Origin of the sequence: Sphingomonas montanisoli (genome assembly GCF_008274695.1) — a bacterium.
GTDB classification, from domain to species: domain Bacteria; phylum Pseudomonadota; class Alphaproteobacteria; order Sphingomonadales; family Sphingomonadaceae; genus Rhizorhabdus; species Rhizorhabdus montanisoli.
In genome coordinates, this window is the sequence record NZ_VTOU01000003.1 from 261282 (window position 1) to 278551 (window position 17270).

Annotated in this window: 12 protein-coding genes; 4 read left to right on the top strand and 8 right to left on the bottom strand. The window is 62.4% G+C overall.

Annotated elements, in window-relative coordinates; all coding sequences use genetic code 11:
• Positions 1-38: 38 nt before the first annotated feature.
• The 4 genes from FYJ91_RS12515 to FYJ91_RS12530 form a co-directional block, all read right to left on the bottom strand.
• Positions 39-1253: an alginate export family protein gene (locus FYJ91_RS12515; RefSeq protein WP_149522617.1), complete on the bottom strand. Its 1215-nt coding sequence runs from the start codon at positions 1251-1253 to the stop codon at positions 39-41.
• A 49-nt stretch (positions 1254-1302) separates the two neighbouring features.
• Positions 1303-2541 (bottom strand): nitrate/nitrite transporter, encoded by a 1239-nt coding sequence (locus FYJ91_RS12520; protein ID WP_149522618.1) that lies wholly within the window; start codon positions 2539-2541, stop codon positions 1303-1305.
• A gap of 190 nt (positions 2542-2731) precedes the next feature.
• Positions 2732-3949 (bottom strand): CmpA/NrtA family ABC transporter substrate-binding protein, encoded by a 1218-nt coding sequence (locus FYJ91_RS12525; protein WP_149522619.1) that lies wholly within the window; start codon positions 3947-3949, stop codon positions 2732-2734.
• Positions 3946-4527, bottom strand: a complete 582-nt coding sequence (locus tag FYJ91_RS12530) for an ANTAR domain-containing response regulator (protein WP_149522620.1) — start codon at positions 4525-4527, stop codon at positions 3946-3948. The genes FYJ91_RS12525 and FYJ91_RS12530 overlap by 4 nt, the downstream gene beginning before the upstream one ends.
• 376 nt (positions 4528-4903) lie before the next feature.
• On the opposite strand from FYJ91_RS12530, the gene FYJ91_RS12535 reads away from it, so the two are divergent.
• The 3 genes from FYJ91_RS12535 to FYJ91_RS12545 all read left to right on the top strand — a co-directional run bounded on the left by FYJ91_RS12535 (position 4904) and on the right by FYJ91_RS12545 (position 8774).
• A complete protein-coding gene (locus FYJ91_RS12535) occupies positions 4904-7279 on the top strand; it encodes an arylsulfatase (protein ID WP_149522621.1) in 2376 nt (791 codons plus the stop codon).
• 9 nt (positions 7280-7288) lie between these two features.
• Positions 7289-7933, top strand: coding sequence for a TetR/AcrR family transcriptional regulator (locus FYJ91_RS12540; RefSeq protein WP_149522622.1), 645 nt, complete (start codon positions 7289-7291; stop codon positions 7931-7933).
• A gap of 184 nt (positions 7934-8117) precedes the next feature.
• Entirely contained in the window at positions 8118-8774 is a 657-nt protein-coding gene (locus FYJ91_RS12545; RefSeq protein WP_181008484.1) for a helix-turn-helix domain-containing protein, read from the top strand.
• Here the strand turns inward: FYJ91_RS12545 and FYJ91_RS12550 are convergent.
• Positions 8771-11080: an arylsulfatase gene (locus FYJ91_RS12550; protein ID WP_149522624.1), complete on the bottom strand. Its 2310-nt coding sequence runs from the start codon at positions 11078-11080 to the stop codon at positions 8771-8773. The two genes, FYJ91_RS12545 and FYJ91_RS12550, sit on opposite strands and share 4 nt — an antisense overlap.
• A 58-nt stretch (positions 11081-11138) precedes the next feature.
• Positions 11139-14003, bottom strand: a complete 2865-nt coding sequence (locus FYJ91_RS12555; protein ID WP_149522625.1) for a TonB-dependent receptor domain-containing protein — start codon at positions 14001-14003, stop codon at positions 11139-11141.
• 258 nt (positions 14004-14261) lie between these two features.
• Here FYJ91_RS12555 and FYJ91_RS12560 point away from each other — a divergent pair, with 258 nt between their 5' ends.
• Complete coding sequence (locus FYJ91_RS12560) at positions 14262-14933, top strand: TetR/AcrR family transcriptional regulator (protein WP_181008485.1); 672 nt, start codon at positions 14262-14264, stop codon at positions 14931-14933.
• On the opposite strand, the gene FYJ91_RS12565 is transcribed toward FYJ91_RS12560, so the two are convergent.
• Positions 14917-15855: a formylglycine-generating enzyme family protein gene (locus FYJ91_RS12565; RefSeq protein WP_149522627.1), complete on the bottom strand. Its 939-nt coding sequence runs from the start codon at positions 15853-15855 to the stop codon at positions 14917-14919. The genes FYJ91_RS12560 and FYJ91_RS12565 overlap by 17 nt on opposite strands.
• 88 nt (positions 15856-15943) lie before the next feature.
• On the bottom strand, positions 15944-17215 hold the full coding sequence (locus FYJ91_RS12570; protein ID WP_149522628.1) for a mechanosensitive ion channel family protein: 1272 nt from the start codon (positions 17213-17215) through the stop codon (positions 15944-15946).
• Between the last annotated feature and the right edge of the window lie 55 nt (positions 17216-17270).

A 17270-nucleotide genomic window follows, 5' to 3' on the forward strand; every position in this document is an offset into this window, starting at 1 on the left:
ACGCCGATTCTCTCAAGTGAATATTTTGCACTGCAGCGTCACAGCGTCCAATCGAGCTGCAACCACAGTTTCTGCGTGTCGGTCGCGAAGCTTTTCGCCTGATAATCGGCGTAGCGCACTGAAACGGCCGTCCGCTTACCCAGCTTCGCCGAGAGCAAGGCGTTCCATTCGTGGCCGTAGTGGTTATCCAGCCGGTCGCTGCGGAAATCGTGATAGACGATCTGCGCGGTAACGCCGGTGAACGGCCCGACCTGCTTCCAGCCATAGCCCGCGCTGCCATAGAGATCGCGCAAGCCGTTGGGCGGCGTGACGGCGAGGAATTTGTCGGCCCAGCCATTGAACTTGAACAGGGTCGAATAAGGCGTCTGGAAACTCGTCAGCGCCGCGCCCTTGTCGGCACCCAGCACCTCATAGCCCCCGCCCAGCTTGAGCCCGCGCACGTCGAGCATCAGATCGGCCAGATAATAATCCGCCGCATAATCGTTCGGGTTGCGATGATAGTCCGACTGGCGGGCATAGCTGAGCTCCCAGGCCAGCTTCGCCGCCTTCGATACGGAGCGAGAACCCGCGAGGCGCGCGCCATAGGTCTGGCTCGACATGCGAAAACCCTGCATCGCCGCCTCGTCGACATCGACCAGATAGGCGAAGCCGGTCAGCGCGCCGACCGGGGTTGCATAGGCGATGTTGGCGAAGACATTGTCGCCTGAAATCGCCTGCTGCCGCGCCGCGCGCCCGTCGATGCCCCAGACGGTGCGGACGCTCCAGACATAACTGATGTCGACCTTCAGCTTCGCGATCGGCGTCAGTTCGGCGCGCACCGCGTCGAAGGTCTGGGCATTGTCGCGAAAGGCGACATTGCCCACGAAGCGTTCGTCGTCGAGCGCGATCTTCTGCCGCCCCGCCGTCAACGTCGCCGTCTTGGTCTTGTACCGAAGCTGCGCAATGTAGAGCGCGACATTTTCCGGGTCGGCGACCAGCGGCGTGCGCGTCGCAACACCGTGCAGCCCATCATGATAGTCGCCCTTGATCGCCAGCGTCCCCTGCGCCTGCACGGTCGCGGACAGCGCCCCGCTCGTCGCCTGCACGCCGCCCCTCACCCGCGCGGTCAGCGCGTTGGCGGTATCGGCCAGGCCGTCCTGATCGACATGTTCATAGCGTATCCGCGCCTCGGCGATCGGCTTGAGCGCGATGCCCTGGGCACAAGCCGGCCCTGCGGCGGCCAGCGCGGCCGCCGTTAAAATGATCGTCTTCATTCCCGTCCCCCACGGAAAAGGGCGGGCGCGGGGCCCGCCCATGCAGCCTTCAGATGCGAACGCCGTCGAGCGCCGCGCTCCAGGTCGCGCGCCACCGGCCCTTGATCAGCGCCAGCGACAGGAAGGCGATCACCGCCAGCCCCGCGAAGATCAGGAAACCGGGCTGGTAGCTGCCGCTCAGTTGCTTGGCGAAGCCGAGCGAGGAAGCGAGGTAGAAGCCGCCGATGCCGCCCGCCATGCCGACGAGGCCGGTCATCACGCCGATCTCGTCACGGAAACGCTGCGGCACCAGCTGGAACACCGCGCCGTTGCCCGCGCCGAGCGCCAGCATCGCGACCACGAAGGTGCCGAGCGCCGCTTCGAGCGTCGGCGCCATGCTGACGCCCGCCAGCGCGATCGCCGCGACCACATAGACCGCCGACAGCATCTTCACGCCGCCGATCTTGTCGGCCAGCGCGCCGCCGACAGGGCGGATCAGCGAACCCGCGAACACGCAGGCCGCCGTCGCATAGCCCGCCATGATCGGGGTCAGCCCGAACTGGTCGGTGAAATAGATCGGCAGCGATGCGGCCAGGCCCACGAACCCACCGAAAGTGACGCTGTAGAACAGCATCAGCCACCAGGCATCGGCCTGCCTCAGCGGGTGGAGATAGGCCGAAAGCGGCTTTGCCGGCGGCGCGTTCGGCGCATCCTTCGCCATGATCATATAAGCGACGAACACAATCGATAGCGGAATGCAGGCGAGGCCCAGAACGGCATTCCATCCAAACATCTTGGCGAGGATCGGCGCGAACAAGGAGGCGAGCACCGTTCCCGAATTGCCCATGCCCGCAATGCCCATCGCCTTGCCCTGATGCTCGGGCGGATACCAGCGGCTGGCCAGCGGCAGCGCGATCGCGAAGCTAGCGCCCGCAAAGCCCAGCACGACGCCCAGCGCTAGCGTGCCCGCAAAGCTCGACACGCCCATCGCCCACGCAATGGCGAGGCCGACGATCACGATCACCTGGCTGATCGCGCCCGAACGCTTCGGCCCGATCCGATCGACCAGCAGGCCGTTGACGAGGCGCAGGATCGCGCCGGCCAGCGTCGGTGTCGCGACCATCAATCCCTTTTGCGCGGGCGTGAGGCCCAGCGCGGCGGCGATGTCCGGACCCAGCGGGCCGAGCAGAACCCACACCATGAAGGCGAGGTCGAAATATAGAAAGGCGGCGATCAGCGTGGGCTTATGCCCCGCATCCCAGAAGCCGCGCGGCGGCGAGTCCAGATCGTCCCAATATGCCGTAGCCATGATGGATACCCCCAATATCGTGAAAACGAAAAAAGCCGCTCTCCAGCCTCGCGCATTGCGGACTGGACAGCGGCTCTGCTGTCGTTGGTGGAGGGCTTATCCCTACGTTGGGACGGCCTCCTCTGGGCGCGCATCATCGCGCGACACACAAAAGCTGGCGGAAATCCTTGTTTCTCGCAAGTGCAAAAAACTAATCCAGGGGAATCGCGGCTAAGCCCTTGAGATAGCCGGTCACATCCTGCGGATCGAAAGCGCGCCCATCGAAGAATCGGTCCGGCCCGAGGGTCAGTGCGCCTTCATGCGCACCCACCGCCGTCGGCGCGGAGAGCGCGCCTTCGACCTTCATGCTCGCCCCCGGCATCGGCAGGCCCGATCCCGCCAGCGCGCGGCGATAGATGTCGGACCGGAAGACGTCGGCGGCGCGCCGTTCATTGTCCTCGTCCGCCTCCGCCATGTTCCAGCGGACGAGCTGCGAATAGATCCAGAGGGCCTGACTGCGCCACGGGAAGTTCGCGGCTTCGCGCTGGAACAGCATGAAATCGGGCACCGTCACCGGTGGCTCGCCATGCCGCAGCACCATCTGTCCGGTCAGCGCGGGCATCAGTTCGGCGGCGGGTCGGCCGACATAGAAGGGTCGTTCGAGCAGTTCGGCCAGTTCGGCGTGATTGGCGGGATCGTCGCACCAGATAGCGGCGCGGGCGAGCGCAGGCAGCAGCCGGTCGATCGTCTCGGCCTGCGCCTCGATCCAATCGGCGCGGAAGGCCAGCACCTTCTCCACACCGCGCTGCCAGATGCGCGATCCCGCCGCGACGATCTCGCCCAGCCCTTCGGCTACCGCGACGCTGCCCCACGGCTCGCCCGCGATGAAGCCGTCAATCTCGCCCGCCCGCATCGCCTCGACCATCAGCGACGGCGGCAGGACGCGCAGCGTCACATCGCGATCGGCGTCCACCCCGGCGGTCGCCAGCCAGTATCGCAGCATCAGCGCGTGGCAGGAGAAGCGGTGAACGATGCCGATCACCGGCTTGCGCCGATGCAGGCCGATCGCACCCGCAAAATCATGCGCGGCGGCGATCGGGTCGGCGAGGCGGCGCACCGGATCGGGATCGAGCGCGGCGGCGAAATCGCTCGCCATCGCCAGCGCATTGCCGTTGACGTTCAGCTTGAACGGCGCGGCGAGCGCGGCCGGATGCTGGCTCAGCCCTAACGTCACCGCGATCGCGAGCGGGGCGAGCATGTGCGCCGCTTGCACCTGTCCATAGACCAGCCGGTCGCGCGCCGTGGCCCACGACGTCGTGCGGACGAGATCGAGCGCGATGCCCGCTTCCTCGGCAAAACCCTTTTCGCGCGCGGCGATCAGGACCGCACTGTCGGTCAGCGGCAGGAAGGCGATCGAGATGGGGGTCATTCGCTGCCTCCCAGCAGGCTGCTTGCCGTTATCAGCGCCTCGGCGACGTCGACGATCCGGCGCCCCTGATTCATCGCGGTCGACCGCAGCAGGGTATAGGCGGCCGGCTCGTCGAGGCTGCGGGTCTTCATCAGGATCGCCTTGGCGCGATCGATCGTCTTGCGATCGGCCAGCGCGGTGCGCGCCTCGTCCAGATCGGCCTGCATCTTGGCGAACGCGTTGAAGCGGCGGATCGCCAGATCGAGGATCGGCTTGACGCGCTCCTTGCGCAGCCCATCGACGACATAAGCTGAAACCCCGGCATCGATCGCCGCGCCGATCATCATGTCGTCCGATTGATCGACGAACATCGCGATCGGCCGTGCGAGCGCCCGACTGACCGCCAGCATCTCCTCCAGCGTGTCGCGGCTGGGGCTGCCCAGATCCATCAGCACCACATCGGGCGCCATGCGTTCAAGTTTTGCGACGAAGGCGCCGTGCGGGGGCACGACATGGATGTCGTCATAGCCCGCCTCGCGCAGCCCGTCCTCCAGAACGGTCGCCCGCAGCCCGCTATCGTCGACGATCGCGATCCTCAACGCTTCCCCCAAACGCCAATGCGCGAGACCTATGGTCGAAGAGAACTCGGGAGACAATCGCTGCTCTTCGGAATGCTCCCGAAATTAGGGCGCGAAGCCGCGAAGCCGCTTCCTGCCCCCGACAAGCGTCATTTGGAAGTCCAGCGTTTGTCGCGAAAGCATTCTCGACGCATCCCTGATCATGCCTCGGCTGAGCATTCCAGGGCAACGTCAATCCGCGAGGTCGTTCTTGATACGGAAAAATTTCGGCGAGCGATACGCACCGAAGCATGGGTTAGCCGGGGTGAGCTTGGATCTCAAGCTCGTCGGGTCGCTCGGATCGTTGTGCCCCTCGGGGCCACCACCTCTAAATTAAACGATATTATTTAAATTTGATATGCGTCATATTGAACTGGAAGTTCAACTTGGTGGCATGCAGGAGCGCGACGTGAGCAAAGGTAATTGTCGGGGGTTGAGCGTCTCACTAACCGTGATCACTCTGCTTCTCGGTTCCACGCCCACGTTGTTGAAGGCTACGGGCCCGTTGACTCCATCGGTCGGAAAGCCTGTTTTTCCCCCTGCTGGTGACTTCGCGCCGAAGTGGCCTCAACAACCACGTCCCGCTGCGAACGCGCCGAATATCTTACTCATTATGCTCGACGATGAGGGCTTCGGTGCGAGCAGCAGCTTTGGCGGCCTCGTACCAACCCCGAATTTTGACCGTCTGGCGCGGCAGGGCGCTCGGTATAACAACTTCAACACCACCGGGATGTGTTCGCCGTCGCGAGCGTCATTGCTAACTGGTCGGTATCCGCACAATGCCGCGATGGGAGCACTAAGCGACCTTGCCGCAGGCTATGATGGCTATTCTAGCGTTATTCCCAAGTCGACGAGCACTATCGCTCAGGTGCTCAAGGAACACGGCTATGGCACAGCAATGTTTGGAAAGGCGCATTTCACCCCGCCTTGGGAGTTGACCGCCGCAGGCCCCTTCGACCGTTGGCCGACCGGGCTGGGCTTCGAACATTTCTACGGCTTCCTCCAAGGTGACACGAACCAATATGCGCCCAATCTGGTCGTCGATAACCGCTATGTGACCCCGCCTGTCGATCCTGACTATTTCTTCGAGAAGGATATCGCCGATCAGACTATTCGTTGGATCGACGAACAGAATCATGCCGACCCCGCAAAGCCGTTCTTCATCTATTATGCGCCGGGAGCCACACACGCTCCGCACCATGCGCCCGCCGACTGGATCGCCCGCTTCAAGGGGCAGTTCGATGACGGTTGGGACGAAGTTCGTGCGCGGATTTTTGCCCGGCAAAGGGCGGCAGGCATTATCCCTGCCAGCACGCGCTTGACGCCGCGTCCGGCGGAACTGCCGGCCTGGGACAGCCTTTCGTCCGATCAAAAGCAGGTGGCGGCGCGTTTCATGGAGGCCTATGCGGCGCAGCTCTCTTATGTCGATGCGCAAATCGGCCGCCTGCTAGATACGCTGGAAAAGACCGGCAAAGCCGACAACACGATGATCATCCTGATCCAGGGTGATAATGGCGCCAGCGGTGAGGGGGGGGTTGAAGGGACATTCTACGAACAGAGTCTCAATTTCTCCGCTCCTGAAAGCCCTGCCTACAAGCTTGCGAATATGGACAAGATCGGCGGCCCACTTTCGGATAATATGTATCCGGCCGGCTGGGCCTGGGCGATGAACACGCCGTTCCGCTGGTTCAAGCAGAACGCCTCGCATTTCGGAGCCATTCGTAACGGCATGACAATTCGCTGGCCCGGCCATATCGCAAGCACGGGCAGTGTGCGCCAGCAATTCAGCCATATCTCGGACATCGCCCCCACGATCTTCGAAGCCGCGGGGATAACAGTCCCCGTGGAGCTCAATGGCGTTCGGCAGAAACCGATCGACGGCATAAGTCTGGCCTACACTTTCCAACAACCAAAGGCGCCTGCGCAGCGAAAGACCCAGTATTTTGAGATTTTGGAGAATGTCTCGATCTATCATGATGGGTGGGTGGCTGCGACCCGCCCGACTTACATGCCCTGGCAACTCTTCTCAGCCGATCGACCCAAAGTGTCGTTCAACGACAGGGAGTGGCAACTCTATAACGTGGCGAATGACTTTAGCGAGTATCGTGATCTGTCCGCGCAGCAGCCGGAGCGGTTGCATGCCCTGCAAACATTGTTTTTGGACGAGGCCAAGAAGAACAACGTTCTCCCAATCCACGATCTAGGTGAAGGCGGGGCAGGCAGGCCCGGTCTCGCGACCCGGTCGACCTACACCTACGCCGCCGATACCGCGAACGTGCATGTATCGGCAGCGCCACCATTGGGCGGAAAGGCCTACTCCATCGATGTCGACGCTCTTTTGTCCGACACGGGGCGGAACGGGGTTATGGTAGCGCAAGGGGGCCGTTTCAGCGGGTTCAGCTTCTACCTCAAGGATGGGGTGCCGACATTCGCCTATAACGCCATTCCCCCGCGCGTTTTCACTGTGCAGGCCAATCGAGCACTGTCACCGGGTGAGCATCATGTCATCGTCCGTTTCGAACCCGATGGCGGTAAGGAAGGCAGCGGCACCCTGCGCTTCACCATCGACGGCGCCGACGCCGGTGGCGGACAGCTGCCAGTGACCCTCAAGCGGTTCTGGTTCACGGAAGGATTGGATGTCGGCAAGGATCTGATGACCCCGGTCAGTCCCGACTATGAGGGACCGAACAGCTTTCCTGGCGTCATTCGCTCGGTCCAGTTTCGGCTGCAATGAGGCGTCTGGATGACAACGCGCTTCAAACCTTCGCAAATCAAGCTGATCCTGACGGGTGAACGGTTGTTCTCGGAACAGGGCGTGGACGGTGTCCCGTTGCGCGAAATCGCGTTGGCGGCAGGACAGGCCAACAATACCGCCGTTCACTATCATTTTGGCTCGCGAGAGGGTCTGATCGCGGCGATCTCAGCCTACAGGATCGCAGAACTTGATCGTGTCCGAGGGCGCATGCTCGCGGATCTGGCGAGGCAGGCAAAGCCCGCCGATCTGCGAGAGCTGCTCAAAGTGTTATTTCTGTCGCAGCTGGAGATTGCCGACGACCGTGGCTGTCATCCCTATGCGCACTTCATGGTACAATATCTGACACGGCATCGACCGAGCGGCACACGCCATGCGAGCGACATGCGGGATGGCGATAGCCAGTCGTTGCATGCCTTGCTCGACCTGATCGAAACGCGACTTCCGGCGATCCCCGCTCGGCTGGTGCGCCAGCGGCTGGAACTGCTCAATTTGTCCTTCCTTGCCATGTTGGTTCGCAACGACAATGCCCGATTATTCGGGGGAAGCTGCCGCTCTCTTGCGACTGACGCGGCTGAAATGATCGAAATGGCCTTGGGCGCGATTTCCGTGCCCGTTGCGGTGTCGGACGGTTAGAACGTACGCACTGACCGCTGGGTCGGCCACCTAAGGCTCACCGCGCGATTGACGCCGGGTTTGAAAATATGGCTTTCCAACGACACTTTCTGCCGAAGTCCTTGTAGCGAGCCTGATCCTACCCATGCCGTCGTCCGAACATTCGCACAAATCCCGATCGCCCGATCCTCGGTCGGCACGCTCGGTGGCGAGCCTGCTCACGACGGCCGAAGCGCTATTCGGTCAGCGCGGGATAGAGAACGTGTCGCTGCGCGAGATCGCGACGGCCGCAGGATCGCGCAACAACAACCTCGTTCAATATCATTTCGGCACTAAGGAAGGATTGACCGCGGCAATTTTCCGCAGCCGCATTCAGCAGATGGACGTGCGTCGGGCTCAGATGCTCAGCATTGCCGAGGCTGCGGGCCTCGTTGGCGATCTACCCACACTGCTTGAGATTATCTGCTTGCCGCAGTTCGATATCGCAAATCTGACCGGACATCATCCCTATCCGAGCTTTCTGCTCCAATATGCACGTCTTTACTGGCGCGTGGGAGGAGGTCCCGACTGGACACGCGACGGGGTGATCGCTCCCGCACTGCACCGAACCAATCTAGCCATGATCGCGGCGTTAACGCCGCTGCCGCGTGATGTCGCCCGTCTGCGGATGCAGCTCTGCCACTTCATGTTCCTTGAAGCGTTGATCCGCTGGGATCAGATCGATGTCTCGGAACGCGTACAGCATCAAATCTTGCTAACCGACACACTGAGAGCGGCCCAGGCTGCGCTTGTTGCTGGATGCCCCGCATCGACACGCCTAGCTAGCCCGTTTGTCGACATTTTCCCGATGCTCGCGCTCTAGCGCGGGTTCGTGATCTCGATCCGGCCGATGCGTCCAGTGAAGGCGCTGGTCCGGCTCTGGTAGGCATCATCGACCGGGGTGATCGGATCGCTACCCACGCTGAAGCCTTCGGTGTGCGAGACGATCAGAGCAAAGGTCCGCTCAATCCGCCCATTGCCTGCCGCCGCGCCATCGACCGACAAGGTTGCATTGCCGCCGCTCGTCTTCTCCTCGCGATCGAGCCGCAGGTCGAGCAGCAGCCGATGAGTGCCGGACGCAAGCGGCGTGGCGCCAACGATCCGCGTCACATATTCGGGCGTGAACCGATAGGTGAAGCAGGGCCGCCCCTCGCCATCGATAAACAGGCTATAGCCACCGAAGCGCCCGCCATGCGCGGCAAGCACGCCACGCGCACCGCCAGCCGGCACGTCGATCTCTGCCGCGATCCGGAAGCTACGGCCGACAGTGGGTGGGGCGCCTGTCTCGGGAATCTCGGTGACGGGTTGGGTGTAGACGAAGCTGGTGCGTCCTTCGCTGACGTCCGGCCGGCCTTCCTGCCCGCCTTCGCTCGCGTGGATCGGCAGCATCTTCGCCTTCGCTGCTTCCGCCCAGAAGATGTCCTTCAGTTCGGCGAGCTTGGCGGGATGGCGCGCGGCGATATCGTGCGCCTCGCTAAAATCCTTCTCGATGTCGTAGAGCTGCCATTGGCGCTGTTCGAGCGGGATCGGCTTGGGCCGGGTTTTCTCCCACGGCGTGACCATTGGCGCGGTCGCGGCGACCCAGCCGTCCTTGTAGATGGCGAGGTTCTGCGACATTGCAAAAACCTGCTGCGTCCGGCGCGGCGCCGCGCCCGGATCGTTCAGCGTATAGGCAAAGCTGATTCCTGTGATCGGCTGTTGCCTGATCCCGCCAAGCTCCGCGGGCGCCCGGATACCGGCCACCTCGAGCAATGTAGGCATCACGTCGCTGACGTGCAGGAATTGCGAGCGCAACTTGCCCGGATCCTTGATGTGGCCCGGCCACATCACCGTCATCGCGTTGCGGGTGCCACCGAAATGCGATCCGTAGCGCTTCGACCAGGGGTAAGGAGCATTCATCGCCCAGCCCCAGCCACCTGGGTTGAGGTTGTAGGCCGCTTTCGTGCCGATCTCATTGATGTGCGCCTGCGCATAGGCAGTATCTTCACGCGCGCCGCTCAAGGCCGACTGTTCGTAGAGCAGACCATTGAAACTGCCCTCTGCGCTCGCACCGTTATCGCCCTGTATATAGACAATCACGGTGTTGTCGGCTTGGCCGCTATCGCGGACGGCATCCAGCACTCGACCTATCTGGTCGTCGGCGAAGGCCAGCGAGCCTGCGTAAGCCTCCATGTAGCGCGCGTAGAGCCGCTTCTGACCAGGCATCAGGCTTTTCCAGCGCGGCAGCGTTTCGGGCCGGGGCGCATCCGCGGCAGCGGCCGGAATGACGCCCAGCTTCTTCTGCCGCGCGACGATCTGTGCACGCAGCACATCCCATCCCTGATCGAATTGTCCCTTGAACCTTTCGATCCACTCCTTTGGCGCATGGTTGGGCGCGTGGGCGGTGCCGGGTGCAAGATAGATGAAGAAGGGCTTGTCCGGCTGCGTCGCCTCATGCTCGCCGATCCAGCGAACGGTGCGATCGGCAAGGTCGCGATCGAGGATGTAATCCGAGTTCGCAGGTGGCGTGACCTGTCGGGTATTTTCGACCAGGCTCGGCTCGAACCCGCTCGTGTCCGCGCCGATGAACCCGTAATAATATTCGAAGCCCAGCCCGGTGGGCCAGCGATCGAAGGGGCCGGTGGCGCTCATTTCCCATTCTGGGGTGATGTGTCCCTTACCGAACATCGCGGTGTTGTAGCCGTTTGCCTTCAGAATTTGCGCGATCGTCCCGGCGCTCTTTGGGATGACACTGTTGTAGCCCTCATAGCCGGTCGCCCAATTGGCGACATACCCCATGCCCACCTCCTGCGGATTGCGGCCGGTGAGCAGGGAAGCGCGGGTGGGCGAGCAGATCGCCGTGGTATGGAAACGGTTGTAGCGGGCGCCCTCCCTGCCGATGCGATCGAAGGTGGGAGTTGGCACGGGGCCGCCGAACGATGTCGATGCGCCGAAACCGACATCGTCGGTCATTATGACGATGATGTTGGGAGCCCCATTGGGCGCGCGCACCTCCTGCGGCCAACTCGGCGGCGGCGACTCGACGGGTGTGCGGCCGTTGGCTGTCTGTGCTCCGGCCTGCGCGGCCAGCGCTGTCGCGCTCAGCAAAACGAGGGTCAGGCGGGCGATGCCGAAAAGGCGTTGGGGCATTCGGGCCGGCTCCCGGCAATAGGAAGGGCCAGCGCAATGGCTGGCCCTTCGGGTCACATCAGAACTTGAAGCGAGCACCTGCGGTGAAGGCGCGGCCGACCTGATCATAGACCGAGATGATCGTCGGCAGGTTGAGACCGGGGATCGTGCCCGGGATCAGCGGTGGCTTCTTGTCGAACAGATTGTTCACGGTGCCGAAAAGCTCGATGTAGCCGCCATAGGCTTCGATCTTCTTGCTGATCGTCAGATCGGTGTACCAGACCGCATTCACGTCAGGATCGGCGAACACCTGATTCTGGCCGGTCGCGGCAGGGAAACCCAGTTTGAACTTGCCGATATATTGTTCGGAGACGAACACGCCCCAGCCGGCATTCTCGTAATTCACGTTGAACGTGCCGCGCCATTTCGGGCGGGCGATCGGCTGGTTCGCGTTGGAACCACGGCCTGCATTTTCAAGCACAACAGCCGTTGCCGACTGCTGGGTTTTGAAGCTGTCGAGATAGTTCACATAGGCGCGCAGGCTCAGATTCCCGTTGCCTAGCGCGGTTCGGTACGAAGCATCGACGTCGATACCTTTGGTCTGAAGGATCGCGATGTTCGCCGGCGATATACGGACGCTGGTCGGGAAGGCGGTCGGCGACGGACGGGTCACCAGCGCGCATTCCGGCGCGTTTGCGTCGAGGCGGCAGTTGTTGACGATCTGCCCGAGCGAAAGCGTGCCGATCGCATCATTGATCTTCAGCTTGTAATAATCGACCGAGATCGAGAAACCGCGCAGGAAGCCGGGCGTAAGAACGCCGCCGAAGGTGAAGGTATCGGCCTTCTCCGGCGTCAGGTTCGGATTGCCGCCAGTGATCTGCGGAACGTTCGAGGTGACACCGGAGACCGGATCGTTGAGCGTTCCGATCGCGGAACTGTCGCCAGCGAACAGATCATAGAGTGCAGGTGCGCGGATGTCGCGAGAGCGCGTGATCCGGAACAACAGGTCGTCGACCGGTTTCCAGGTGCCGCCGACCTTCCAGGTCTCGACACGGCCGCTGGTCGAATAATCGGTGACGCGCCCTGCGGCGCTGACGTCGAGCGCCTGAATGAAGGGGATGTCCTTCAACACCGGCACGTTGATCTCGGCGAAAGCTTCCTTCACGGTGACGCGGCCATTGGCGATGCCGGTGTTGGTGAGGTTGTAATAAAGCGCCGTCGATCCGACACCACGCAGGCCGGCAAAATAAGCAGAACGCAGCGCCGCCGTTTGCGCGGCAGTCGCCCCCGCCAGGGTCGCCGGATCCGAGTTGGAAGTCAGGTGCAGCTTCTGGCGGCGCCACTCCGCGCCGATCGCGATATCGACGGGACCAGCCGGCAGATCGAATAGCGAACCCTGAATGCTGCCCTGCAGCTGGTCCTGCGTGGTTTCGGCTCGATAGCGCGACGCGCCATTGGCGTAATCATAGCCGGCACGTGTCGCATTGGGACCCGCAGAGCCGATGATGTTGAGCGGCTGGCAGCCCTGATATTGCGACGCTACGGCTGGATCGAGCAGGACGCGGCAGGTGATCTGGCCGTTCGCTGGATTGCGAACCGCGTCCAGCGCAGCATATGCCTTTTTCAGATCAAAAGTCTGCTGCGCCAGCGTGAAGATCGACTTGCTGTGGACGTAGCCAAGGGTCCAGTCGAAGTTGCCGAGCTTACCCTCGACACCCGCCTGCCCCATATAGAAGTCGGTACGCTCCTCCGCCGGCAGCGGCCCCATCTCCGTCAGATTCACCGCAACCGAGATCGACGGAATGTTCTGCGCCGTCATCGCGGCCTGGACGTTGGCGGGCAGATACGGATTGCCGCTGAAGATCGTCGCCGAATTAGGCGGAGCGAAGGCGTTGGCGAGCGACGAATATTTGATGTCGCTGCGCGTGAAGACGCCCTGCACATAGACGTTAACGTCATCCGCGACATCGTAACTCAGACGCCCGAAGGTCTGATAGGTCGTCAGCGGGGCAACCGCGGTCGACTGCGGCGTGATGACATAGCCATCGCCGCCCACCGAATAGCCTGCCGTTCCGATCAGGGTGCCCGCGTTGAACGGGGTGGCCTGACCATTGGGCAGGAAGCGGAAATTGTTGAAGCTGAAGTTCGCTGGGCCATTAATCAGGCCGCCCGACGTCGAGTTGTTGATCGTCGTATTGCTGTAGAGGACCAGCGGATTCGCAGCCGAACCGGCCGGGTTTCCCGCCAACAGCGCCGCACGGTTCTGACCAGCATAAAGGTAGTTGCCCAGGCTCTGCTTACGATCCGAGCGGAGCATGCCGCGGCTGTTATAATATTCGCCGCTGAGCAGAATATGACCACGGCCACCCGCGAAATCGGAGCCATAAGCCAAGCCAAATTTCTCGTTACCGTTGTCGCCGCGTTGGTCGACACCGCCTTGGGCGACTCCGGAAATGCCAGTGAACTTCTTGTTGAGGACGAAGTTGACGACGCCCGAGACCGCGTCCGAACCGTAAGCCGCTGAAGCGCCGGCGGTGACGATGTCGACACGCTCGACGAGCAGGTTCGGGATGATGTTGACGTCGACGACGCCGCGGAATGTCGTTGGCGGCATGCGGACGCTGTCGAACATGATAAGCGTGCGCTCAGGGCCGACGCCGCGCAGGTTGAGCAGGTTGCCGTTGGCGGCCGACGAGGCGAAGTTGTGCGTGGAGCGGGCCGGGCCGCTCGACAGGCTGAACTGCGGCAGCTTGTTCAGGCCGTCCGCGATGTTGGTCGGGGTCGCCTTGGCAAGGTCTGCGGTCGGCGCGACCGTCACCGGGGTCGGCGCGGTATAACCATCGCGAACGATGCGCGAGCCAGTCACGACGATGTCCTGGATCTGCTGGTCGTTAGGCGTCGCATCGACAGGCCCGGCCTGCTGCGCATGGGCCTGCTGCGCCATCGCGAAGCTGCAAGCGCTGGCCAGCAATACGGAAATCAGGTGCCCTCTCATCTCATCATCTCCCCAAAGGACGCACCCAATCGGATTATTATCCTGTGGTGCAGAATTGTCCCGTCGCAGAACCTGCACTCTGGGTCAATATTTTTTGGTCACTTGACGTGAAAAATGCTCTACGTCACCTTCTCTGTCGATCGGATCAGGGAGATGGTTATGGGGGAAAGTCCGACATCTCGCCGCGGAGTCTATGCGAGCGCCGCGATGATCGATCGTCGCGTTCGCATTTTGCGGGAGACCCGGCGGTTGATCGCGGACGAGGGTGCACCGGCGCTGCGGCTGACCGCTGTTGCGGAGGCTGCGGGCGTTGCCATCAACACGCTCTACGGTTTGTTCGGGCGTCGCGAAGAACTGATCGCGCACGCCGTGCTCGATGGCTTCGGGACGGAAACAGGCGCGGAGGACACCGCGCCCCGCTCGCTGGCCGCCAATCTGCAGAGACTGCGCCGGACGGCGGGTTATTTTCGCGGACGGCGCAACGAGTTGGCGGGGCTGGTCTCGATCTATTTCAGCGCAACCACCAGCGCCGAGATCCGATCGCTGATCGACGACGGCTCCCGTCGCGCCAATGACGCCTGGGTGCGGGCCAACATCAACGGACTGGGCTTGGCCGATCCGCCGCGGCTGACCGAAGCACTGACCCGCTGGGAATTCGCCACATTATTCGACTGGTCGATCGATCGGCTATCGGACACCGAAGCTCCGACCGAACTCGCACAGGGGCATCTGCGCCTGCTGTCGGCATTCAGTCGGGGGGAACTAAGCGATCAGATCGCACGCCACATGTCCGGCCGGGGCCGCGACGCTCCGTCGCCGATTGCGACCAGCGTCCACAGATCGAACCCCCTGCCCCAAGTGCTCAGCGCGGGCGCCTGAACACCACATCCCGCACCACACATCGAAAACCGACATGACTGGTGCTCGTGTCGGTCGGCTGGGGATGGCGCGCGGCAGGCCGATAACGCTGGCAGTAATTTTCCGCGCACAGATGTGATCCGCCCTTCAGCACCTTCCGCCCCATGCGCGGCTGCGGGCCACCGCGATCGAGGCTAGCGGCGCGCACCGGCCCGCGCGGATTGGCAGGAATGCAGCAGCCCTGCTTCTTCTTGCCCGCCTCGGATGTCGGCAGGCCATACCAGTCGGCCGTCCATTCCCAGACATTGCCTATCATGTCGAACAGGCCATATCCGTTCGCCGGATAACTGCGCACCGGCGACGTCCGTTCCCACCCGTCGAGCAGGTCGTTCGCGTAGGGAAATGCGCCTTGCCAGTAATTGGCGAGCATGGCGCCATCCGGCGCAAGCTCGTCGCCCCAGGCGAAGGCCGCGCCATCCAGTCCGCCGCGCGCGGCATATTCCCACTCGGCCTCGGTCGGCAGATCCTTGCCCGCCCAGCGTGCATAAGCCTCGGCGTCGGCAAGCGCGATGTGGACGACCGGATGATCCTCCAGCCCATCGATGCTGCTGTCAGGACCGGTCGGGTGCCGCCAGTCGGCGCCGAAGCAGAACTCCCACCATTGCGATACGTCGGCCAGGTCGACCGGCCCTGTCGTCTTGCGGAACACGAGTGATCCGGCGCGCACCATTGCGGGATTGATCCCCGGATAATCGCGCGGATCGGGGGCATCCTCGGCAACCGTCCGATAGCCGGTCGCCGCGACGAACGCCGCGAAATCGCGATTAGTGACAGGGATTGGATCGATATGGAACCCATTGATCCGGATCGTCCGCGTCGGCGCCTCCTCCGGATAGCCATCATCGGCGCCCATCCGAAATATGCCGCCGGGCAAATGGATCATGGATTCGATTGACGGTTCGCTACTCATATCTCTCGAAGCGCCAATTCGCTGTGACCTGTCAATGGAACCTCCGACAACCCGGGGCCGTTCACATCTGATCGGCAATGCTCCTGATGTGGATGTCGCGTTGCGGGAAAGGTATCTCGATGGCGTTGTCAGCGAACAGCCGCCAGACGCGATTGAGTATGTCGGATCGGACATTGCCCACGCCCAATTCCGGATCGGCGATCCAGACAAGAATGTCGTGATCGATCGAACTGTCGCCAAACGCCTTCAGCCAGACCGACGGCTTTGGCTCGGTCAACACCCGGGTGGCGCCGGTCGCGGCCTCGACCATCAGCTTCTGGGCTAAGGCGAGATCGCAGCCATAGGCCACGCCTACCGGAATATGGATACGCACATTGCGGCTCGAGTAGGACCAGTTTTCGACCGCTTCGGTCATCAACTGCTCGTTCGGTATCAGATGCTCCTTGCCGTCTCTGGTGACGACCGAGACAGCTCGCACGCCGATCTTGCCGACCGCGCCAAACGTATCGCCCACCACGATTACGTCGCCCGGCTTCACCGAACGATCCATCAGCAGGATGAGCCCGGCGATCAGGTTACCGAAGGTCTTTTGGAGCCCGAAGCCGATAGCGAGGCCCGCAGCACCTGAAAATACGGTCAGCGCGGTGAGGTCGATGCCCAGAAGGTCGATGCCGAGCAGCACGGCGATGACGACGACGCCAATACCCGCGAGCTTCTGTACCAGCACCTGCTGTGAAATATCGAGGCCGCTCGCGCGGCCGATAAGATGCGTGAGGATGTGGTTCACCGTTTTCGCGACCACATAAAGAACGGCGATAATGACGATCGCATTGACAACCGCGAGCAGCGAGAAGCGATGGGCGCCAACGGAGAAGCCGACCCCGTCCAGGCCTTTGATCAGCGGCCGCATGCCACCCAGCGTGCCTGCTGTGGTCGCGACCAGCGCCGCAAGCGCGAGAAGCAGCGCCGCCGTCTTGCCGAGGCCGCATGCCTTGACGATGCGATAGACCAACAAGCACATCGCAACACCAAGCGCGACAGCCAATGTCATCAGCGCTAGCGGGTTCAGCACTACCGCATTGCCGACAATAAGGAGCAGGAGAGCAATCACCGCATATTGGACGAGTGCCGTCACGACCTTCTCAGTGATTGCGGATGTCCGTCCTCCGAGGTTGTGGATGCGTGCCGTAAGCGGCGGTCCGGCGCGATGGCCGACAAACCAGCCGATCGCAACCGCGCCGGCAATAAGCACTATCGCAACGACCAATGACTCGACGTCGGGTGATTCAGGTAGCGGCAGTCCTGTACGTTCAATCCAGTCATGCCAATCCATGAGACACCTCCATGAGAAGGAGCCGTTGAGGTGGCGTTAGGTTCCGCAATCGTCG